16 protein-coding genes are annotated in these 20,100 nt (G+C 71.2%); 12 read left to right on the top strand and 4 right to left on the bottom strand.

Going from position 1 to position 20,100, the window contains the following annotated elements:
• The first annotated feature begins 69 nt into the window (after nt 1-69).
• The 3 genes from AB0I94_RS00700 to AB0I94_RS00690 all read left to right on the top strand — a co-directional run bounded on the left by AB0I94_RS00700 (nt 70) and on the right by AB0I94_RS00690 (nt 2,195).
• Entirely contained in the window at nt 70-606 is a 537-nt protein-coding gene (locus AB0I94_RS00700; RefSeq protein ID WP_363307187.1) for an SAV_6107 family HEPN domain-containing protein, read from the top strand.
• Nucleotides 607-733: 127 nt separating this feature from the next.
• A complete protein-coding gene (locus AB0I94_RS00695; RefSeq protein ID WP_363307186.1) occupies nt 734-1,510 on the top strand; it encodes a methyltransferase in 777 nt (258 codons plus the stop codon).
• Between the two features lie 274 nt (nt 1,511-1,784).
• Nucleotides 1,785-2,195: a DUF3040 domain-containing protein gene (locus AB0I94_RS00690; protein WP_363307185.1), complete on the top strand. Its 411-nt coding sequence runs from the start codon at nt 1,785-1,787 to the stop codon at nt 2,193-2,195.
• Between the two features lie 190 nt (nt 2,196-2,385).
• Here AB0I94_RS00690 and AB0I94_RS00685 read toward each other — a convergent pair whose 3' ends face one another.
• The 4 genes from AB0I94_RS00685 to AB0I94_RS00670 form a co-directional block, all read right to left on the bottom strand.
• A complete protein-coding gene (locus tag AB0I94_RS00685) occupies nt 2,386-4,809 on the bottom strand; it encodes a DUF3488 and transglutaminase-like domain-containing protein (protein WP_363307184.1) in 2,424 nt (807 codons plus the stop codon).
• An 85-nt stretch (nt 4,810-4,894) separates the two neighbouring features.
• Nucleotides 4,895-6,262 (bottom strand): DUF58 domain-containing protein, encoded by a 1,368-nt coding sequence (locus AB0I94_RS00680; RefSeq protein ID WP_363307183.1) that lies wholly within the window; start codon nt 6,260-6,262, stop codon nt 4,895-4,897.
• Nucleotides 6,262-7,281 carry a MoxR family ATPase gene (locus tag AB0I94_RS00675; protein WP_363307182.1) on the bottom strand — a complete coding sequence of 340 codons (1,020 nt, stop codon included), beginning with the start codon at nt 7,279-7,281 and terminating at the stop codon, nt 6,262-6,264. Before AB0I94_RS00675 ends, AB0I94_RS00680 begins: the two co-directional genes overlap by 1 nt.
• A gap of 224 nt (nt 7,282-7,505) precedes the next feature.
• Nucleotides 7,506-8,066 carry a carbonic anhydrase gene (locus tag AB0I94_RS00670; RefSeq protein WP_363307181.1) on the bottom strand — a complete coding sequence of 187 codons (561 nt, stop codon included), beginning with the start codon at nt 8,064-8,066 and terminating at the stop codon, nt 7,506-7,508.
• A 430-nt stretch (nt 8,067-8,496) separates the two neighbouring features.
• Here AB0I94_RS00670 and rsmH point away from each other — a divergent pair, with 430 nt between their 5' ends.
• The 9 genes from rsmH (at nt 8,497) to murG (ending at nt 20,097) form a co-directional block, all read left to right on the top strand.
• Nucleotides 8,497-9,453 carry a 16S rRNA (cytosine(1402)-N(4))-methyltransferase RsmH gene (rsmH, locus tag AB0I94_RS00665; protein ID WP_363307180.1) on the top strand — a complete coding sequence of 319 codons (957 nt, stop codon included), beginning with the start codon at nt 8,497-8,499 and terminating at the stop codon, nt 9,451-9,453.
• A 48-nt stretch (nt 9,454-9,501) separates the two neighbouring features.
• Nucleotides 9,502-10,071 (top strand): cell division protein FtsL, encoded by a 570-nt coding sequence (locus AB0I94_RS00660; RefSeq protein ID WP_363307179.1) that lies wholly within the window; start codon nt 9,502-9,504, stop codon nt 10,069-10,071.
• Between the two features lie 5 nt (nt 10,072-10,076).
• Nucleotides 10,077-12,038: a penicillin-binding protein 2 gene (locus AB0I94_RS00655; RefSeq protein WP_363307178.1), complete on the top strand. Its 1,962-nt coding sequence runs from the start codon at nt 10,077-10,079 to the stop codon at nt 12,036-12,038.
• A gap of 13 nt (nt 12,039-12,051) precedes the next feature.
• Nucleotides 12,052-13,704 carry a UDP-N-acetylmuramoyl-L-alanyl-D-glutamate--2,6-diaminopimelate ligase gene (locus tag AB0I94_RS00650; protein WP_363307177.1) on the top strand — a complete coding sequence of 551 codons (1,653 nt, stop codon included), beginning with the start codon at nt 12,052-12,054 and terminating at the stop codon, nt 13,702-13,704.
• Between the two features lie 4 nt (nt 13,705-13,708).
• Nucleotides 13,709-15,121 (top strand): UDP-N-acetylmuramoyl-tripeptide--D-alanyl-D-alanine ligase, encoded by a 1,413-nt coding sequence (gene murF / locus AB0I94_RS00645; RefSeq protein WP_363307176.1) that lies wholly within the window; start codon nt 13,709-13,711, stop codon nt 15,119-15,121.
• Complete coding sequence (mraY, locus tag AB0I94_RS00640; protein WP_351162394.1) at nt 15,118-16,188, top strand: phospho-N-acetylmuramoyl-pentapeptide-transferase; 1,071 nt, start codon at nt 15,118-15,120, stop codon at nt 16,186-16,188. Before murF ends, mraY begins: the two co-directional genes overlap by 4 nt.
• Nucleotides 16,170-17,594 (top strand): UDP-N-acetylmuramoyl-L-alanine--D-glutamate ligase, encoded by a 1,425-nt coding sequence (gene murD / locus AB0I94_RS00635; protein ID WP_363307175.1) that lies wholly within the window; start codon nt 16,170-16,172, stop codon nt 17,592-17,594. The genes mraY and murD overlap by 19 nt, the downstream gene beginning before the upstream one ends.
• Before the next feature lie 79 nt (nt 17,595-17,673).
• Complete coding sequence (gene ftsW / locus AB0I94_RS00630; protein WP_363307174.1) at nt 17,674-18,996, top strand: putative lipid II flippase FtsW; 1,323 nt, start codon at nt 17,674-17,676, stop codon at nt 18,994-18,996.
• A 6-nt stretch (nt 18,997-19,002) separates the two neighbouring features.
• A complete protein-coding gene (gene murG, locus AB0I94_RS00625) occupies nt 19,003-20,097 on the top strand; it encodes an undecaprenyldiphospho-muramoylpentapeptide beta-N-acetylglucosaminyltransferase (RefSeq protein ID WP_361463752.1) in 1,095 nt (364 codons plus the stop codon).
• Nucleotides 20,098-20,100: the final 3 nt, after the last annotated feature.

Raw genomic sequence — 20,100 nt, 5'->3', positions numbered from 1 at the left:
TGTCAGTGGCGTACTACACGATGTGCACATACGGCCACATAGCCGTTACGCGACGACAGGAGGTTCGTCATGGCCCGCACTTCCGCAGCAGCCGCACGTCGGCACCGCCCCGTCGGCCCTGCCCCCGTAGCGACCGGCCCCGCGAGCGACGTCCACCCCGTCCTGCGCCGGGCCACGGCCCCGCCCGCCGCACTCGAACTGCTCGCCCAGGCCCGCGCCGGCATCGACGAGGCCGCGCACCTGGAGACTCCGAACGAGCGCTATGCCACGGCCCACCTCGCGGCCCTGCGCACCGCGGCCGCCGTGCTCGCCGCCCGCGGCCGGCCCGAGGCGACCCCGCGTCGCAGGCAGCGCATCCGGAGCGCCTGGGAAGTGCTGCCCGAGATAGCACCCGAACTGATCGAGTGGAGCGCCCTCTTCGCCTCCGGCGCGCCACGCAGGGCCCGCGCGGAGGCGGGCATACAGGGCGCGGCCACCGTCCGGGACGCGGACGACCTGCTGCGTGACGTGGGGATGTTCCTACGCCTCGTCGAGCGGATGCTGGGGCTGCAGCCCGTGCTGCCTCAGCCCAGGCGGGAGCCGCCGGACGCGAGCCGAGAGGGGTGACGGGGCAGTCGGCCGAAGGCAATAGGGTGGGAGCGCCCGCACCCTCCTGGCTGTCACAAGAGCAGGCGGAGGGAACCCCCTAGCTCCGCCGCGGACGTGCGGTGGACGCGCCGAGGAGTCAACTGCCGTGTCGGACCCGATGCGCCCCCGCGCTTCTCTCCGTACCGCCGTGGTCTGGGAGGTCCTCAAGGACGCCCTCGACCGCCGGGTCAAGGCCACGGGCCGGGAGTCACGCTCCCTCGACGTGCTCGACACCGGAGGCGGCAGCGGAAACTTCGCCGTGCCCGTCGCCCGTCTCGGCCACCGCGTCACCGTCGTCGACCCCAGCCCGAACGCCCTCTTCGCGCTCGAGCGCCGGGCCGCCGAGGCGGGCGTCGCCGACCGGGTGCGCGGCGTCCAGGGCGACGTACACGGCCTCTTCGACGTCGTGGAGCGGTCCGGGTTCGACGCCGTCCTGTGCCACGGCGTCCTGGAGTACGTGGACGACCCCGCCGAGGGCGTGCGCCACGCGGTCGGCGCGCTGCGGCCCTCCGGCACCCTCAGCCTGCTCGCCGCGGGACTCGGCGGAGCCGTGCTCGCCAGGGCACTCGCCGGGCACTTCACCGAGGCCAGGCAGGCGCTCGACGACCCGGCGGGCCGATGGGGCGAGGGCGACCCCGTGCCGCGGCGCTTCACCGCCGAACAGCTCACCGAACTGGTGGAGAGCGCCGGCGTCGAAGTCAGCGCGGTGCACGGCGTGCGGGTCTTCGCCGACCTGGTTCCCGGCGTTCTCGTGGACACCGAACCCGGCGCCCTGGAGGCCCTCCTCAAGCTGGAGGCGGCCGCCGCAGAGCTGGCCGCCTTCCACTCCGTGGCCACCCAGCTGCATGTGCTCGGCGAGACCCGGGATGCGGACGAGGCCTGACGTCCGGCAGGGCTGCCCCGCTGATCAGCGGCGCAGCGGCACATGGAGTACGGCACACACCCCCCGAACGGGCTATGGGCGCCGTATGATCGAGGCAGACCGTCCGGCATGCCGGGCCGGCCGCTGGGGAATGAACGCTTCAGCGAGCCGGAGCGGCAGGGTGGTCCGGTTTGGCGAAGTTGGCGCAGAGGGGCGGGTTTCACGGGGGCGATTCCCTGCCTATCCTGAAGGGGACCCCCGGTCGCCCCGGCGACTGCACGATGAGGAGGACTCCGTGCCGCTCTCGGAGCACGAGCAGCGCATGCTCGAGCAGATGGAGCGAGCGCTGTACGCCGAAGATCCCAAGTTCGCGACAGCGCTCGAGGGAAGCGGGCTGCGTACGTACACCCGGCGACGGGTCTACCAAGCGGTCGCGGGCTTCCTTGTGGGTATCGCCCTTCTCATGGCGGGAATGGTCGCCCAGCAGATCTGGGTGAGCGTGGTGGGTTTCCTCGTCATGCTGGGTTGTGCGGTGCTCGCCGTCACCGGATGGCGCAAAGCGCCCAAGCCAGGTGAACAGCCGGCCGCCGGCACGCCCACGGCACCGGGCAGCGCCCCTGGCCGTCGGCAGACCAGGCAGCGCCGGTCGATGATGGACCGGATCGAACAGCGTTGGCAGCGCCGCCGCGACGAACAGGGCCAATGAGCTCCTGACTTTTCAGAGCAGTGCAGGACGTCAGCCGTCGGCCTCACCGAGGCCGACGGCTGACGTGTGTTCCGGTCGGAACGACGCGTGTAACGGTCGCAATGACGCGTGTACGGCTCGGCATGTGTAAGGGGTGAGCGCCCAGGCGCTCACCCCTTACACATGCCCTCAAGCCGCCTGCTACCGCCCTCTAGCCCCCCTGCTGCGACGGCCGCGAAGGCCTCCGCAGTGCCGACCACCGCTTGGCGATCCGCTCGGACCACCGCGCCTTGACCGCCGCCCAGCGGTCCGAGACCGCCCACACCACCCGTGCGGCCGAATGCGGGGCGAGCGCCGCCCGCAGCCGGGCCGGGCGGTTCGACGTGGCCCGCAGACCGTCGGATACGCGGTGCACGTCATCGGCCAGGCCGGTCGTCGGCTGGGGCCTTGGCGCGTAGAGCACCTGCTCGACCGCCGCCGCCAGCCGGTGGGCGGATTCCGCGGGCGCCGCGGTGAGCTGCCCGATGCGTACGATCCGGGCCGCCGCCTTGCGCGGGGTCTGTGAGTCGTCCGGCATGATCCCGTGGTCCCAGGCCGTATCGGTCACCTCCAGCCAGGCGGCCAAGGTGCGCGCGGCGGCGTCCGCCTCCGTACGGCCCGGCGAGCCCAGACGTACCGCACGGACGCGCCGACGCCACAGCATCGGCAGCAAGGGCAGGCCGAGCACCATCAGCGCCCCCAGGGCCACGGCCACGATCGTGCCGATCGGCGGTCCCTCACCGCCCGAGCCGCCCGCGATCGCCGCGGCCGTGCTCGCGCAGCCGCCCTGCCTCTGCTGGTCGGGCGGGCAGCTCGCGGAGGCCGAGGGCTCGCCGGACGGCGCCGACGACGAGGACGCCTCGGGAGCCGCCGGGTCGCTCGCGTTGTCGGACGGGGTGTCCGGGCGCGTGTAGTCCGGCACTGTGCCGCGGTTCGGTGTCGGCTCGAAGCGGGTCCAGCCCACACCCTCGAAGTACAGCTCGGGCCAGGCGTGCGCGTCCCGCAGGCCGACCGACATCGAGCCGTTCGCCTGGGCGGCGCCGGGCGTGAAGCCCACCGCGACGCGCGCCGGGATGTCCAGCGTCCGCGCCATCGCGGCCATCGCGAACGAGAAGTGCACGCAGAAGCCTTCCTTCTGCTCCAGGAAGCGGGCTATGGCCTGCGGGCCGCTGCCCGCCTTCACCTGCGTGTTGTACGTGAAGCCGCCCTCCGAGGCGAAGTAGTCCTGGAGCTTGACCGCCTTCTCGTAGTCGTTCGCCGAGCCTTTGGTGATCTCGCGGGCCTCGGAGGCCACCACGGGCGGCAGGGAGCCGGGCACCTTGGTGAACTCCTCCGCGATCTGCCTGGGCGGCTCGGAGGCGTTGGCGAGCTGCTCGGCCGTGGGCTGCACGATGAGGCTCTTGACCTGGTACTGCGCGCCCCGCGTCGTCTGGCCGGGGTTACCGACGATGCCGCGCCCCACCGGCTCGTACCGCCAGCTGCCGTTGATCTTCACCTCGCTCGCGGGGTAGGGCATCGGCAGCCAGTTCTGGGCGTAGTCCTCGGCGGCCGAGATGTTGGTCTGGATCTCGCTCCTGGGGACGTCGGGGTAGAGCCCGGGCGGGTCCTCCAGGCGCGACGGCACGTCCTCGATGCTCCGGACCTTGCTCTCCCAGGTCGTGCCGTCGAACTGGTCGAGGGAGACGATCCGCAGATAGAGGTTCTCGGTCTCCTTGGCGTTCGTCTTGTACGAGATGACCTCGCGGTCTTCCGGTTCGTTCAGGCTGTCCTGGAGCGCGACCAGCGGATTCACCGCGGAGATCTTGCCGCCAACGCCCGGACCGGACCCTCCGCCACCACCGGAACCGTCGAGGAGACCGCCGTCCAGAGCGGGCAGCGCGAGCGGCACCACCAGGGCGATGCCCAGCGCGACCGCGCCGATGCGCCGCCCCGTGCGGACGGGCGCGATCGCGCCGCTGTCGGTCTCGAGGCCCCCCGAGATCCGGCCCGGCGCGCGCGCCGCACCCCCGAAGACCCGCCCCCACTGGGAGAGCCGGTCACGTCCCTCCGCCAGGAGCAGCAGCAGATACCCGGCGGCCGCGAGCAGGAACCACAGCCATCCGGCCCCGTCCCCGGAGAGTCCCGCGGCGACCGAGTACAGCGCCAGCAGCGGAAGACCCGCGGGCGCCGCCGTACGGAACGTCACCGCGAGGGCGTCCACCGCGAGGCCGATCAGCAGGACGCCGCCGACCAGCATCAGCCGGATGCCGTCACTGAGCGGCGCCGGGATCGCGTACTGCCCGACGTCGTTGCCGCCCGCCTCGAACAGCCGCCCGAACTCCCGGAAGACGTCGGGGCCCGGAACGACCCCGCCGATCGCCTGCTCGCGGGCGAACACCAGCGTCAGCAACAGCAGCGTCACCAGGGCCTGCACCGCGACCGTGACCGGCCGGGCCAGCGGGACCCGCCGGGTGAGCGCGCCCACGCCGCTCTGCAGCGCGAGCAGGATCGCCGCCTGGACGAACCACGTCGCCGGATCGACGAGCGGCAGCAGCGCCCCCGATGCCATCAGCGTGGCCGCCGTGGCACAGAGCGCGAGTCGCGCGCGCCCACTCATGAACGCCCCCCTGTTGCCGTACGTGCAGTTGCGGTACGTGCAGTTGTCGTACGTGTTGTCGTCGTACGTGCGCGGGCTCGGCCGCTCATCCCCAGCCCCCGGTCGTCGTCCCCGCCGCGGGAGCCGGGCCCGTGCTCGCCCGCAGATGGTCGGCCTGGCGCCACAGGTCCACCAGGGCGATCCCGGGAGGCACCGCCACGGCCGTCCAGCCCGCCTCGCGCAGCATCCGGACCCGCTCGTCGCCGGGGGCCGAGGGAGCGCCGCCGGGGCCCTGCGCCCAGACCGTGCTGTCCAGGACGAAGGCGACCGCGGCGCCGCTGCGCTGGCGCATCTTGGCGGCCACCGACGCCTGTTCCTCGTCGAGGTCACCGAAGAAGGCGATCAGCAGGCCTTCGTTGCCGCCGCGCAGCACGTCGTACGCGGGGGAGAGCCCCGCGCCGTCCGAGTGGTCGATCACCGCGAGGGTGTCCATCATCAGTCCTGCCGCGTCCGCCGACTCCTGGCTCGCACCCGCGAAACCGTCCGCGCCCTCGCCGGGCACGGAGTTGCCGGTGTCCGTCAACAGCCGTACCGAAAAGCCCCGTTCGAGCATGTGCACCAGGGTGGACGCCGTGCCCGACACCGCCCACTCGAAGGCCGAGTCGGGCCCCGCGCCCCGGAAAGCGTGTGCCCGGGTGTCCAGGAGCACCGTGCAGCGGGCCCGCTGCGGCTGCTCCTCGCGGCGCACCATCAGCTCGCCGTAGCGGGCCGTGGAGCGCCAGTGGACGCGGCGCAGGTCGTCGCCGTGGCGGTAGCCCCGCGGGATCACGTCGTCCTCGCCCGCGAGGGCCAGCGAGCGGTTACGCCCGTCGCCGTACCCCTTGGCCTCGCCGGTGAGCCGTACCGGAGGCAGCGCCTCCACCCGTGGGATGACCGTCAAGGTGTCGTACGTGGAGAAGGACCGGGTCAGTTCGCACATCCCGAACGGGTCCGTCAGGCGCAGTTGCAGCGGGCCCAGCGGATAGCGCCCCCGCAGGTCCGAGCGGACGCGGTAGGACACCTCCCGGCGGCCCCCCGCCTCCACCCGGTCGAGCACGAAGCGGGGCCGCGGCCCGAGGACGTAGGGCACCCGGTCCTGGAGCATGAGCAGTCCCGTGGGCAGCCGCGAGACGTTGTCCATCCGCAGGTGGACACGCGCCTCCGAACTGGCGGGCACGCGCGCGGGGGAGAGCCTGCGGCTGCCGGCGACGCGGTAGCGGGTGCGGTAGAGCACCGTCGCGCACACCAGCGGAAGCACGGCGAGCAGCAGCCCGACCCGGAGCAGATCGCTCTGTCCCAGGACATACGCGCAGATGGCGGCGGCGACCCCGGCCGCGAGGAACGAGCGCCCGCGCGTGGTCAGACCCGCGAGCGCGGTCCGCAGTCCGCCCTTGCCCTCCTCGTCCTGCGCCGGCTGCGGCCCCCCGGCCGCCATCACAGCCTCCGTGCGCCGGGCGGCTGCTGGTTGAAGTAACCGCTGCTGGGCTGGGTGGCGGCGGGCACGGGCGTGCGCTGGAGGATCTCCAGGACGACCGATTCGGCCGTGCGCCGGTTCAGCTGGGCCTGGGCGGTGGGCAGCAGCCGGTGCGCGAGCACCGCGACGGCGAGGGCCTGGATGTCGTCCGGCAGGGCGAAATCGCGGCCGCTGAGCGCCGCGGACGCCTTGGCCGCCCGCAGCAGGTGCAGCGTCGCGCGCGGCGACGCCCCGAGTCTCAGGTCCGGGTGGTTGCGGGTCGCCCCCACCAGGTCCACGGCGTACCGCCGCACGGCGTCGGCGACATGGACCGTGCGGACCGCGTCGATGAGCTTCACGATGTCGTGCGCGTGCGCCACCGGCTGGAGGTCGTCCAGCGGCGAGACACCGCCGTGGACGTCCAGCATCTGCAGTTCGGCCTCCGCGTTCGGATAGCCGATCGAGACGCGCGCCATGAAGCGGTCGCGCTGCGCCTCGGGCAGGGGATAGGTCCCCTCCATCTCGACGGGGTTCTGCGTCGCCACCACCATGAAGGGGCTCGGCAGTTCGTAGGTCTGCCCGTCGATGGTGACCTGGCGTTCCTCCATGGACTCCAGGAGCGCCGACTGCGTCTTGGGAGACGCGCGGTTGATCTCGTCGCCGATCACGATCTGCGCGAAGATCGCGCCGGGCTTGAACTCGAAGTCCCGGCGCTGCTGGTCGAAGATGGACACACCAGTGATGTCCGACGGCAGCAGGTCGGGCGTGAACTGGATGCGCCGCACGGAACAGTCGATGGATCGTGCCAGCGCCTTGGCGAGCATGGTCTTGCCCACGCCCGGTACATCCTCGATCAGCAAGTGCCCCTCGGCGAGGAGCACGGTCAGCGAAAGCCGTACGACCTCTGGCTTGCCCTCGATCACACCCTCGACCGACCCGCGGACACGCTCCGCTGTGGCGGTCAGATCTGTGAGGCTCGCTCGATCGTCATAGGTCGTCACCCGGCCCTCCTCGGACACGTTCTCCGGGCCGACGCATGTGTGTGCGGCCCGGCCCACCCCGAATCACGGACGCCACGCGTGAATGGTTCAGCGTGACGCCCACCCGCATTCTTGTTGGGCATACCGGGTTGTGTCACTCGCCCGTGGATAACTGGCGGCGATATGTCAGGTCTTACGGCCCTTTGCCCGCCGAGACGTTCCGGAAAGATCCGCTTCGGACCCGGTCACGCAGGGTCGATCTCCCGCAGCAGACCGGTGGTCACATCGAAGACGAATCCCCGCACATCGTCGGTGTGCAGAAGGAACGGCGAGGTCCGCACCCGCTGCATCGACTGCCGTACGTCCTGATCGACGTCGCGGAAGGACTCCACCGCCCAGGCGGGCCGCTGGCCGACCTCGAGCTCCAGCTCGTGCCGGAACTCCTCGGTGAGGCTCTCCAGGCCGCAGCTGGTGTGGTGGATCAGCACGACGCTGCGCGTGCCGAGCGCGCGCTGGCTGATCGTCAGGGAGCGCACGACGTCGTCGGTGACCACGCCGCCCGCGTTGCGGATGGTGTGGCAGTCGCCCAGCTCGAGACCGAGCGCGTCGTGCAGATCGAGACGGGCGTCCATGCAGGCCACGACGGCCACGCCGAGGACGGGTCGTGCGTCCATGCCAGGGTCCGTGAATTTGGCTGAGTACCGCTTGTTCGCCTCGACGAGGCGGTCCGTGACGGTGTCACCGGCGGCTATGCCGCCGGTCGGTCCTGCGGGGAAGCGGCCCGTGGGAGATGCGGAAGTCGACATGGCTACGACGGTAGTCGGCACTGATCGCTCAGGCCCGCTGTGAGAAGGGACAAAGAACGTCAATGAGTCTTGTTGTGAGCTAACCCACAGGGGTGCGACGCCTTCCCCCGAACGGGTGACGAGGCGTCTTTCGCGGCCCGTCAGCGGCTCGTCGGCGACCCGTCCGCGACGCGCAGGCCAGTTGATTGACCGGGCGACACGGTGGACTAAAGTGACGCGAAGTGGGAGCCGTGACCCTGCTCCCAGCTGGACTGTTCACCGGGGATTCCCTGAATCCCCCCACGTGCGCGACGCGTACGTACGGCTCGGCCTCCTCCCGCTCCCGGTCGGCTGACGCCACTTCCCCGGCGCCAGCAGGCCATTCCCCTTCTGGAGCGGGCGGGGACCCGGCCGTGCGCACCGCGCTCCGCGCCGGACCTGAGAGGGCCCTTTGAGCCAGACCCGACACGTCCCGGTGATGCTCCAGCGATGCCTGGACCTGTTGGCCCCCGCGCTCGCCGAGCCGGGCGCGGTCGTCGTCGACTGCACCCTCGGGCTCGGCGGCCACAGCGAGGCGCTGCTCTCCACCTTCCCGTCGGCCCGCCTCATCGGGCTCGACCGGGACAAGGAGGCGCTGCGGCTCTCCGGGGAGCGGCTCGCCCCCTTCGGCGACCGGGCCGAACTGGTGCACGCGGTCTACGACGAACTGCCCGAGGTGCTCGACCGGCTCGGCATCGCGAAGGTCCAGGGCGTCCTGTTCGACCTCGGCGTCTCCTCGATGCAACTCGACGAGGCCGACCGGGGCTTCGCCTACGCCCAGGACGCGCCCCTGGACATGCGCATGGACCAGACGACCGGCATGAGCGCCGCCGAGGTCCTCAACACGTACGCGCCGGGCGAACTGGTGCGCATCCTGCGCCAGTACGGCGAGGAGAAGCAGGCCAAGCGGATCGTGAGCGCCGTCGTGCGCGAGCGCGAGAAGGAGCCGTTCAGCAACAGCGCGCGGCTCGTCGAGCTGATCCGCGACTCCCTGCCGCAGGCCGCCAAGCGCACCGGCGGCAACCCCGCCAAACGCACCTTCCAGGCCCTGCGCATCGAGGTCAACGGCGAGCTGAGCGTCCTGGAGGCGGCCATTCCGGCGGCCGTGAAGGCGCTCGCCGTCGGCGGCCGCATCGCCGTCCTGTCGTACCACTCGCTGGAGGACAGGCTGGTCAAGCAGGTGTTCGCGGCCGGTGCCACGACGACCGCGCCACCCGGCCTGCCCGTCGTCCCCGAGCGCTACCAGCCCCGGCTCAAGCTGCTCACGCGCGGCGCCGAACTCCCCACCGAGGAAGAGATCGCCGAGAACCGCCGGGCGGCCCCGGCACGGCTGCGGGGTGCGCAGCGCATCCGCGAGGAGGCCGCGTGAAGCGCGCCCGCCGGGAGGACCCGTGAACGGCGTTCCCGAGGAGGCCTCATGAACAAGAAGCCCCAGCTGCGGGGGCGGGCCGCCCGCCTCGCGCGGCTGCTGCCGGCGGGGCCGAGCCAGGCCGCACGCACGCCCTTCGTGCTGCTCGTCGTGGTGCTGCTCGGCGGCGGTCTGATCACGCTGCTCATCCTGAACTCCTCGCTCAACGAAGGCTCCTTCCAGCTGAGCGAGCTCAAGAAGGAGACGACGGAGCTCACCGACCAGGAGCAGGAGCTCCAGCGGGACGTGGACGCCTACGCCGCCCCTGAGGCCCTCCAGCGCCGCGCCCGAGAGCTGGGCATGGTCCCGGGCGGCGACCCGGCCTTCCTGAACCCGGACGGCACCGTGCGCGGCGTTCCGGGAGCCGCCGAGCAGTCCTCCGCGCTGCGGCCCGACCCGCGCCCGCAGGAGGTGGCGTCCCCGGCGCCCTCGGTCTCGATCCCGGTGGTGCCGCCCTCAGCGTCCTCGGCGCCCTCAGCGGCGCCCCAGGCCTCCCCGGTGCCCGCCGCCACGGCCCCGGGCGCCTCGCCCACGCCCCACCTCTCCGCGACGCCCGGCCCCACGACTTCCGGCAGGTGACGTAAGTGACGGACCGCCAACCCCCGCGACGCAGGGTCCCGGGTCCCGCGCGGCCCTCGCGCCCCGCCCGCCCCGGCGAACAGCGCCGCCGCCCGGGACCGGGGCCCCGCCCCGCCGCGCGCCGCCCGCGCCCGGCCACCAAGGCCCGCACCATCCGCCTCGGCAGCCCGCGGCCCCGCCTCCGCATGGTGAGCCTCGGCCTGACCCTGGTGATGCTGGCCTTCGTCGTACGCCTCCTCCAAGTGCAGGCGGTCGACGCGAGCGTGTACACCGCCAAGGCCGAGAAGAACCGCTACTTCAGCCATGTCCTGACCGCCGAGCGCGGCGGCATCACCGACCGCAACGGCGTCGAACTGGCCGCCAGCGTCGACGCGTACGACATCACGGCCGACCCCACGATGTTCACGGCGAAGGAAATGGGCATCAAGGACGGGCCCGAGCAGGCCGCAGCCCTCCTCGCCCCCATCCTCGACAAGGACGTCGACCGGCTCACCAAGCAGCTCAAGACCCCCAAGACGCGTTACGTCCTGCTCGCCCGCCGGCAGACCCCGCAGGTCTGGAAACAGATCAAGGACCTGCGCGGCGCGCTCGACGACAAGGCGCGCACCGACAAGAAGAGCGCCAATGTCCTGGCGGGCGTCTTCCAGGACCCCAGCAGCAAGCGCGTGTACCCGAACGACAACCTGGGCGCCGGGATACTGGGCTGGGTCAACGCCGAGGGCAAGGGCGCGGGCGGCCTGGAGCAGCAGCTCGACAAGGAGCTCGCCGGCAAGGACGGCAAGATCAGGTACGCCCAGTCCGGTGGCCACCAGGTGCCCACCGCGGGGAGCACGGAGACGCCCGCCGTGCCCGGCTCGGACGTCGAACTCACCATCGACCGCGACATCCAGTGGGCCGCGCAGAGCGCCATCACCAGGCAGGTGGAGAAGTCCGGGGCGGACCGCGGCTACGTGATAGTGCAGGACAACAAGACCGGCGAGATCCTCGCGATGGCCAACGCCCCGGGCTTCGACCCGAACGACCTCTCGCAGGCCGACGGCACGGCGCTGGGCAACGCCTCGCTCCAGGACGCCTTCGAGCCGGGTTCCACCGCCAAGGTCATGTCGATGGCCGCCGTCCTGGAGGAGAACGCGGCCACGCCCGCCACGCGCGTGACGGTCCCCAACCGGCTGCACCGCGGCGACCGGCTCTTCCAGGACGACATCGACCATCCGACCTGGCACCTCACGCTCAACGGCGTGCTCGCCAAGTCCAGCAACATCGGCACGATCCTGGCCACCGGCGAACTGGGCAAGACCCAGAAGGAAGCCAACCGGTCGCTCTACTCGTACCTGCGGAAGTTCGGCATCGGCAAGGAGACCGGGCTCGGCTTCCCCGGCGAGACGTCCGGCATCTTCGCACCCCCCGACAAGTGGTCCACCTCGCAGCAGTACACGATCCCGTTCGGCCAGGGCTTCTCGATCAACGCGATGCAGGCGACCTCCGTCTACTCGACCATCGCCAACGACGGCGTACGCATCGAGCCCACGCTGGTGCGCGGCACGAAGGGCCCCGACGGCCGCTTCACGCCCGCGCCGAAGCCCAAGAAGACCCGTGTGGTGAGCGCGAAGACCGCCAAGACGGTGTCGCAGATGCTCGAGTCCGTCGTCGACGACGAAGAGGGCACGGGCACCAAGGCCCGCATCCCCGGCTACCGGGTCGCGGGCAAGACGGGTACGGCCAACCGGGTCGACCCTCAGACCGGCAAGTACAAGGGCTACACCTCGTCGTTCGCCGGGTTCGCGCCCGCCGACAAGCCGCGCGTCACCGTCTACTGCGCGATCCAGAACGCCACCAAGGGCAGCTACTTCGGCGGCCAGATCTGCGGTCCCATCTACAAGGAAGTCATGCAGTTCGCCCTCAAGACGCTCCAGGTCCCGCCCACCGGCAAGGGCGCGGCCCGTCTGCCGGTCACCTTCCAACCCTGACCAGGACCATTCCGTGACGACGATCACCCCGAAGCCCGGGAACCAGCCCCCGCCACACCGCCCGCTTCGCCCTGAGCCCGGTGAGCCCGGTACGCTCACCGCCGTGCCACACGCTGATCAGTCCCAAACCACCCAGAAGGGCGTTCCCGTGACATATCCGGGACCGCCGCGGCCGGTCCAGGTCTCCGCGACGCCGCTCGCCAGGATCGCCGATCAGCTGGGCGTCGCCGCCCCGGGCACCGGGGAGGTCAGCGGCATCACGCACGACTCCCGCGCGGTCCGCCCTGGCGACATCTATGCCGCGCTGCCCGGCGCCCGGCTGCACGGCGCCGACTTCGTCGCCCAGGCCGCCGATCTCGGCGCCGCCGCCATCCTCACCGACCCGACGGGCGCCGAACGCGCGGCCGTCACGGGCCTGCCGGTCCTGGTCGTCGACAACCCGCGCGGCTCCATGGGCGAGCTCGCGGCCACGGTCTACGGCCACCCGGGGCGCGGTCTGCTCCAGATCGGCATCACCGGTACGTCCGGCAAGACCACCACGGCGTATCTCGTCGAGGGCGGCCTCAAGGGCATCCGGTCGACCGGCCTCATCGGCACGGTCGAGATGCGCATCGGTGAGGAGCGGATCAAGTCCGAACGTACGACCCCTGAAGCGACCGACCTCCAGGCGCTGTTCGCGGTGATGCGCGAGCGCGGTGTCGAGGCCGTCGCCATGGAGGTCTCCTCCCACGCCCTCGTGCTCGGGCGGGTGGACGGCTGCGTCTTCGACGTCGCCGTCTTCAACAACCTCAGCCCGGAGCACATGGAGTTCCACTCCGACATGGAGGACTACTTCCAGGCCAAGGCGCAGCTGTTCACCAAGCTGCGGTCCAAGGTCGGAGTGGTCAACTTCGACGACGAGTACGGGCGTCGGCTCATCGACGAGTCCGAGGTCCCCGTCACCACCTTCTCCGCCGAGGGCCACCCCGACGCCGACTGGCGGGCGGAAGGCGTCGAGGTCACGCCGTTCGACTCCACGTTCGTCGTGGTCGGCCCGCAGGGCGAGCGGATCACCGCCAAGTCCCCGCTGGCCGGTCCTTTCAACGTGGCCAACACGCTCTCCGCGATCGTCTCGCTGGCCGTCGCCGGGATCGACCCGCAGCAGGCAGCCGACGGCATCGGCGCCGTGCCGGGCGTCCCGGGCCGCCTGGAGCGCGTCGACGCGGGCCAGCCCTACCTCGCGGTCGTCGACTACGCCCACAAGACGGACGCCGTCGAATCGGTCCTGCGCGCCCTGCGCAAGGTCACCGAGAACAAGCTGCACATCGTCCTCGGCTGCGGCGGCGACCGGGACAAGACCAAGCGGATGCCGATGGGCGCCGCGGCGGCCAGGCTCGCCGACACCGCCGTACTGACCTCCGACAACCCCCGTGGCGAGGACCCCCTCGCGATCCTCGCCACGATGCTCGCCGGCGCCGCCGACGTGCCGTCCCACGAACGCGGTGACGTCGCCGTCTTCGAGGACCGTGCCGCCGCCATCCGCGCGGCCGTCGCCCTGGCCCAGCCGGGCGACACGGTGCTCGTCGCGGGCAAGGGCCACGAGCAGGGACAGGACATCGCCGGGGTGGTGCGTCCCTTCGACGACCGCCAGGTACTTCGCGAAGCTATCCAGCAAACCCAGGGATGAATCTGTGATCGCCCTCTCCCTCGCCGAGATCGCCAGTGTCGTCGGCGGGCAGACGTACGACATACCGGATCCGTCCGTCCAGGTCACCGGACCGGTCGTCAGGGACTCCCGTGAAGTGGAGCCCGGCAGCCTCTTCGTAGCCTTCGCCGGCGAACGCGTCGACGGCCACGACTACGCGTCCGCGGTGGTCGACGCGGGCGCCGCAGCCGTCCTCGCCTCGCGCCCCGTCGGCGTACCCGCCATCGTCGTCGACGACGTGCAGGCGGCGCTCGGCGCCCTCGCACGGCACGTCGTGGAGCGGCTGGGCGCGACGCTCGTGGCGCTCACCGGCTCCGTCGGCAAGACCAGCTCCAAGGACCTGCTCGCCCAGGTCCTGCGGAGCAAGGCGCCCACGGTCTTCACGCCGGGCTCGCTCAACAACGAGATCGGCCTGCCGCTCACCGCCCTCAGCGCCACCGACGAGACGAAGTTCCTCGTCCTGGAGATGGGCGCCCGCGGCATCGGCCACATCCGCTACCTCACCGGCCTCACCCCGCCGAAGATCGGCCTCGTGCTCAACGTCGGGACCGCCCACATCGGCGAGTTCGGCGGACGCGAGCAGATCGCACAGGCGAAGGGTGAACTCGTCGAGTCGCTCCCCGCCGACGGCACCGCCGTCCTCAACGCCGACGACCCCCTCGTCCGCGCCATGGCTTCGCGCACGAAGGCGCGCGTCCTGCTCTTCGGAGAGGCCGCCGACGCCGACGTACGTGCCGAGAATGTCCGGCTCACGGAGATCGGACAGCCCGCCTTTACGCTGCACACACCCTCCGGGTGCAGCGACGTGACCTTGCGGCTGTACGGTGAGCACCACGTGTCGAACGCGCTTGCCGCGGCCGCCGTCGCCCATGAGCTGGGCATGTCCGCAGACGAGATCGCCCGCGCGCTCTCCGAGGCGGGCACGCTGTCCCGCTGGCGGATGGAGGTCACCGAGCGCCCGGACGGCGTGACGGTCGTCAACGACGCCTACAACGCGAACCCCGAGTCCATGCGAGCCGCCCTGCGCGCGCTCGCGGCCATGGCCAAGGGACGTCGTACGTGGGCGGTGCTCGGTCACATGGCCGAGCTCGGTGACGAGGGTCTCGCCGAACACGACGCGGTCGGACGGCTCGCTGTCCGGCTGAACGTGAGCAAGCTCGTGGCAGTCGGGGGCAGGGAAGCGTCCTGGCTCCAACTGGGCGCATACAACGAGGGTTCGTGGGGTGAGGAGTCGGTGCACGTGTCCGACGCACAGGCGGCGATCGACCTGCTGCGCAGCGAGCTGCGCCCGGGAGACGTCGTGCTGGTGAAGGCTTCCAGATCGGTCGGTCTCGAGCGAGTCGCCACGGCGCTGCTCGATGACTCCGCGTCGTCCGAGGGGCAGGTCGCCGGCCGATGAGGCAGATCCTCTTCGCGGGTGTGATCGGGCTCTTCCTGACCCTGGTCGGAACCCCGCTCCTGATCAAGTTCCTGGCCCGCAAGGGCTACGGGCAGTTCATCCGGGACGACGGCCCGCGCGAGCACCACAGCAAGCGCGGTACGCCGACCATGGGTGGCATCGCCTTCATCCTGGCCACGCTCATCGCGTACTTCCTCACGAAGGTCATCACGGGCACGGAGACCACGCTCTCCGGTCTCCTCGTGCTCTTCCTGATGGCCGGCATGGGCCTCGTCGGCTTCCTCGACGACTACATCAAGATCGTCAAGCAGCGCTCGCTCGGCCTGCGCGCCAAGGCGAAGATGGCCGGACAGCTGATCGTCGGCATCGGCTTCGCCGTGCTCGCGCTGAACTGGCCCGACAACCGCAACCAGACCCCGGCCTCCACCAAGCTGTCGTTCGTCACGGACTTCGGCTGGTCGATCGGCCCGGTGCTCTTCGTGGTCTGGGCGCTGTTCATGATCCTCGCGATGTCGAACGGCGTGAACCTCACCGACGGCCTCGACGGCCTCGCCACGGGCGCCTCCGTGATGGTCTTCGGCGCGTACACTTTCATCGGTGTCTGGCAGTACCAGGAGTCCTGCGCCAACGCCGTCACGCTGACCAACCCACAGGCGTGTTTCGAGGTCAGAGACCCACTCGACCTCGCGGTGGTGGCCTCCGCGCTGATGGGCGCCTGCTTCGGCTTCCTGTGGTGGAACACCTCGCCCGCCAAGATCTTCATGGGTGACACCGGCTCGCTCGCCCTCGGCGGCGCGCTCGCCGGACTCGCGATCTGCTCGCGCACCGAGATGCTGCTCGCCCTGCTCGGCGGCCTCTTCGTCCTGATCACGATGTCCGTCGTCATCCAGGTCGGCTCGTTCCGCATGACCGGCAAGCGCGTCTTCCGCATGGCGCCACTGCAGCACCACTTCGAACTCAAGGGGTGGTCCGAAGTCCTTGTGGTGGTCCGCTTCTGGATCATCCAGGGCATGTGCGTGATCGTGGGACTCGGCCTCTTCTACGCGGGATGGGCAGCCAAGAAGTGACCAGCTGGCAGGGGAAGAACGTCACCGTCGCCGGGCTCGGCGTCTCCGGAATCCCGGCGGCCCGCGTGCTGAACGGCCTGGGCGCCGTCGTCACGGTCGTCAACGACGGCGACGACGAGCGCTCCCGTACGCAGGCCGAGGAGCTGAGGTCCGAGGGCATCGGCGTCCGCCTCGGCGACGGGGCCACCCTGCCCGAAGGCACCGAACTCGTCGTCACCACGCCCGGCTGGCAGCCGGACAAGCCGCTCTTCGCGGCGGCAGCGGCTGCCGGTGTCGAGGTGTGGGGCGACGTCGAGCTCGCCTGGCGCCTGCGCGGCCCTGACGCAGCGCCCTGGCTCGCGGTCACCGGCACGAACGGCAAGACCACGACCGTGCGCATGCTGGCCTCGATCCTGGAGGCGGCCGGTCTGCGCACTGCCGCCGTCGGCAACATCGGGGTCTCCCTCCTCGACGTCGTCACCGGCGAGGAGCCGTACGACGTGCTCGCCGTGGAACTCTCCAGCTACCAACTGCACTGGGCGCCCTCGCTTCGCGCCCACTCGGCGACCGTCCTGAACCTCGCGCCCGACCACCTGGACTGGCACGGCTCCATGGAGGCGTACGCCGCCGACAAGGGCCGGATCTACGAGGGCAATCAGGTCGCCTGCGTCTACAACGTCGCGGACAAGGCCACCGAGGACCTCGTCCGCGAGGCCGACGTCGAAGAGGGCTGCCGCGCCATCGGTTTCACGCTGAACGCGCCCGCGCCCTCGCAACTCGGCGTCGTGGACGGCATCCTGGTCGACCGTGCCTTCGTGCCGGACCGCCAGAAGCAGGCCCAGGAGCTCGCCGAGATCTCCGACGTGCAGCCGCCTGCCCCGCACAACATCGCCAACGCCCTGGCCGCGGCGGCTCTCGCGCGCGCCTACGGCGTGCCCGCGACGGCCGTACGCGACGGTCTGCGCGCCTTCCGTCCGGACGCCCACCGCATCGAACACGTCGCCGACGTGGCCGAGGTGGCGTACGTCGACGACTCCAAGGCCACCAACACCCACGCCGCGCAAGCCTCGTTGGCGGCGTACGAGTCGATCGTCTGGATCGCGGGCGGGCTCGCCAAGGGCGCCACCTTCGACGATCTGGTCGCCGAGTCGGCCAAGCGGCTGCGGGGCGTCGTCCTGATCGGCGCCGACCGCGCGCTGATCCGCGAAGCCCTGGCGCGACACGCGCCCGAGGTCCCGGTCGTCGACCTCGACCGGACCGACACTGGGGCGATGTCCGAGGCGGTACGGCAGGCGGCACGGCTCGCCGAGCCGGGGGACACCGTACTGATGGCTCCGGCCTGTGCGTCGATGGACATGTTCACCAACTACAACAAGCGTGGTGACGCGTTCGCGGACGCGGTCCGCGAACTCGGCGCGAGCGCCTGACGCGGGCCCCGTGGTCCGGGGCGCCCGGCACCCTTAGGAGGGCACGTGGCAGCGTCGTGGTGGCTGGACGGGGGCCTCGATGGCCGGCAGTAGCGGGCGAGCGCCCACGCGCCTTGCCAAGCGGCCCGCGCCGGTCCGTTCCCCGCGGGCTCCGCGCCCGCCGGGCGAGAACGCGGTGCGGCGGTCCTACACCCGGATCAAGCGTGCCTGGGACCGGCCGCTGACCGCCTATTACCTCATCTTCGGCAGCAGCCTGCTGATCACCGTGCTCGGCCTGGTGATGGTCTACTCGGCGTCGATGATCCAGGCGCTGCAGCTCGACCTGCCCGCCGCGTACTTCTTCCAGAAGCAGTTCGTCGCCGCCGTACTCGGCTCGATCCTGCTGCTCGTGGCGATGCGGATGCCCGTCAAGCTGCACCGGGCGCTCGCCTACCCCATCCTCGCGGTGACCGTCTTCCTGATGGTGCTCGTGCAGATCCCCGGGATAGGGCGCAGCGTCAACGGCAACCAGAACTGGATCTATCTGGGCGGGCCCTTCCAACTCCAGCCCAGTGAGTTCGCCAAGCTCGCCCTCGTCCTGTGGGGCGCGGACCTGCTCGCCCGTAAACACGACAAGCGCCTCCTTACCCAGTGGAAGCACATGCTGGTGCCGCTCGTCCCGGTCGCCTTCATGCTGCTCGGACTGATCATGCTGGGCGGCGACATGGGCACCGCGATCATTCTCACGGCGATCCTTTTCGGCCTGCTCTGGCTCGCGGGGGCGCCCACGCGGCTCTTCGCGGGGGTGCTCTCGATCGCGGCCCTGCTCGGCGTGATCCTCATCAAGACCAGCCCCAACCGCATGGCGAGGCTCGCCTGCATCGGCGCGACGGATCCGGGCCCGGGCGACCAGTGCTGGCAGGCAGTGCACGGAATCTATGCCCTGGCCTCCGGCGGATTCTTCGGTTCCGGCCTCGGCGCGAGTGTGGAAAAATGGGGTCAACTGCCGGAACCGCACACCGACTTCATCTTCGCCATCACCGGGGAGGAACTCGGCCTGGCGGGGACGCTGTCGGTGCTCGCACTGTTCGCGGCTCTAGGCTATGCGGGTATCCGCGTGGCCGGACGCACGGAGGACCCCTTCGTGAGGTATGCCGCGGGAGGCGTGACCACCTGGATCACGGCGCAGGCCGTGATCAACGTCGGTGCGGTGCTCGGTCTGCTGCCGATCGCCGGTGTCCCGCTCCCGCTGTTCTCCTACGGGGGCTCAGCCCTGCTGCCGACCATGTTCGCCATCGGACTCCTCATCGCCTTCGCGCGACAGGACCCGGCGGCAAAGGCGGCCCTGGCCATGCGGCAACCTCGGGTGAGATGGAACACGATGAGACGGCGCGTCAAGGCGCGTTCGTCCGGAGAGCGGTGAATTTCGGTGCATGTCGTACTCGCCGGTGGGGGGACCGCCGGCCACATCGAGCCCGCGCTCGCCCTCGCGGACGCCCTGCGGAGGCAGGACCCGACCGTGGGCATCACGGCCCTGGGCACGGAGCGTGGACTCGAGACCCGACTCGTACCCGAGCGGGGCTACGAACTCGCGCTGATCCCGGCCGTACCGCTGCCACGCAAGCCCACCCCTGAGCTGATCACCGTCCCGGGGCGGCTGCGCGGCACGATCAAGGCGGCCGAGCAGATCCTGGAGCGCACGAAGGCGGACTGCGTGGTCGGCTTCGGCGGCTATGTCGCGCTGCCGGGGTACCTCGCTGCCAAGCGGACCGGGACGCCGATCGTCGTGCACGAGGCCAACGCGCGTCCCGGCCTCGCCAACAAGATCGGTTCGCGATACGCCCACGGGGTCGCCGTCGCCACCCCGGACAGCAAGCTGCGCAACTCCCGCTACATCGGCATCCCGCTGCGCCACACCATCGCCACGCTCGACCGGGCCCGGGTCCGCCCGGAGGCGCGCGCCGCCTTCGGCCTCGACCCGAACCTGCCGACGCTGCTGGTCTCCGGTGGTTCACAGGGCGCGCGGCGGCTCAACGAGGTCGTCCAGCAGGTCGCTCCGGTCCTGCAGCGCGCCGGGATCCAGATCCTGCACGCGGTCGGCCCGAAGAACGAAATGCCGTACGTCGAGAACATGCCCGGTATGCCGCCCTACATCCCGGTACCGTACGTGGACCGGATGGACCTCGCGTACGCCGCGGCGGACATGATGCTCTGCCGTGCGGGCGCGATGACCGTCGCCGAACTCTCCGCCGTCGGGCTGCCGGCCGCGTACGTCCCGCTGCCCATCGGCAACGGCGAACAGCGGCTGAACGCCCAGCCGGTGGTGAAGGCGGGCGGTGGACTCCTCGTGGACGACGCCGAACTGACGCCCGAGTGGGTCCAGGGCAACGTGCTCCCGGTGCTCGCCGATCCGCACCGGCTGTACGAGATGTCGCGCGCGGCCTCGGAGTTCGGCCGCAGGGACGCCGACGACCTCCTCGTCGGCATGGTGTACGAGGCGATCGCGTCACGCCGTAACGCCTGAGCA

Source organism: Streptomyces sp. NPDC050147 (assembly GCF_040660195.1).
In the GTDB taxonomy this organism is placed as follows: Bacteria; Actinomycetota; Actinomycetes; order Streptomycetales; family Streptomycetaceae; genus Streptomyces.
This window is presented reverse-complemented; position numbering and strand designations above follow the sequence as displayed.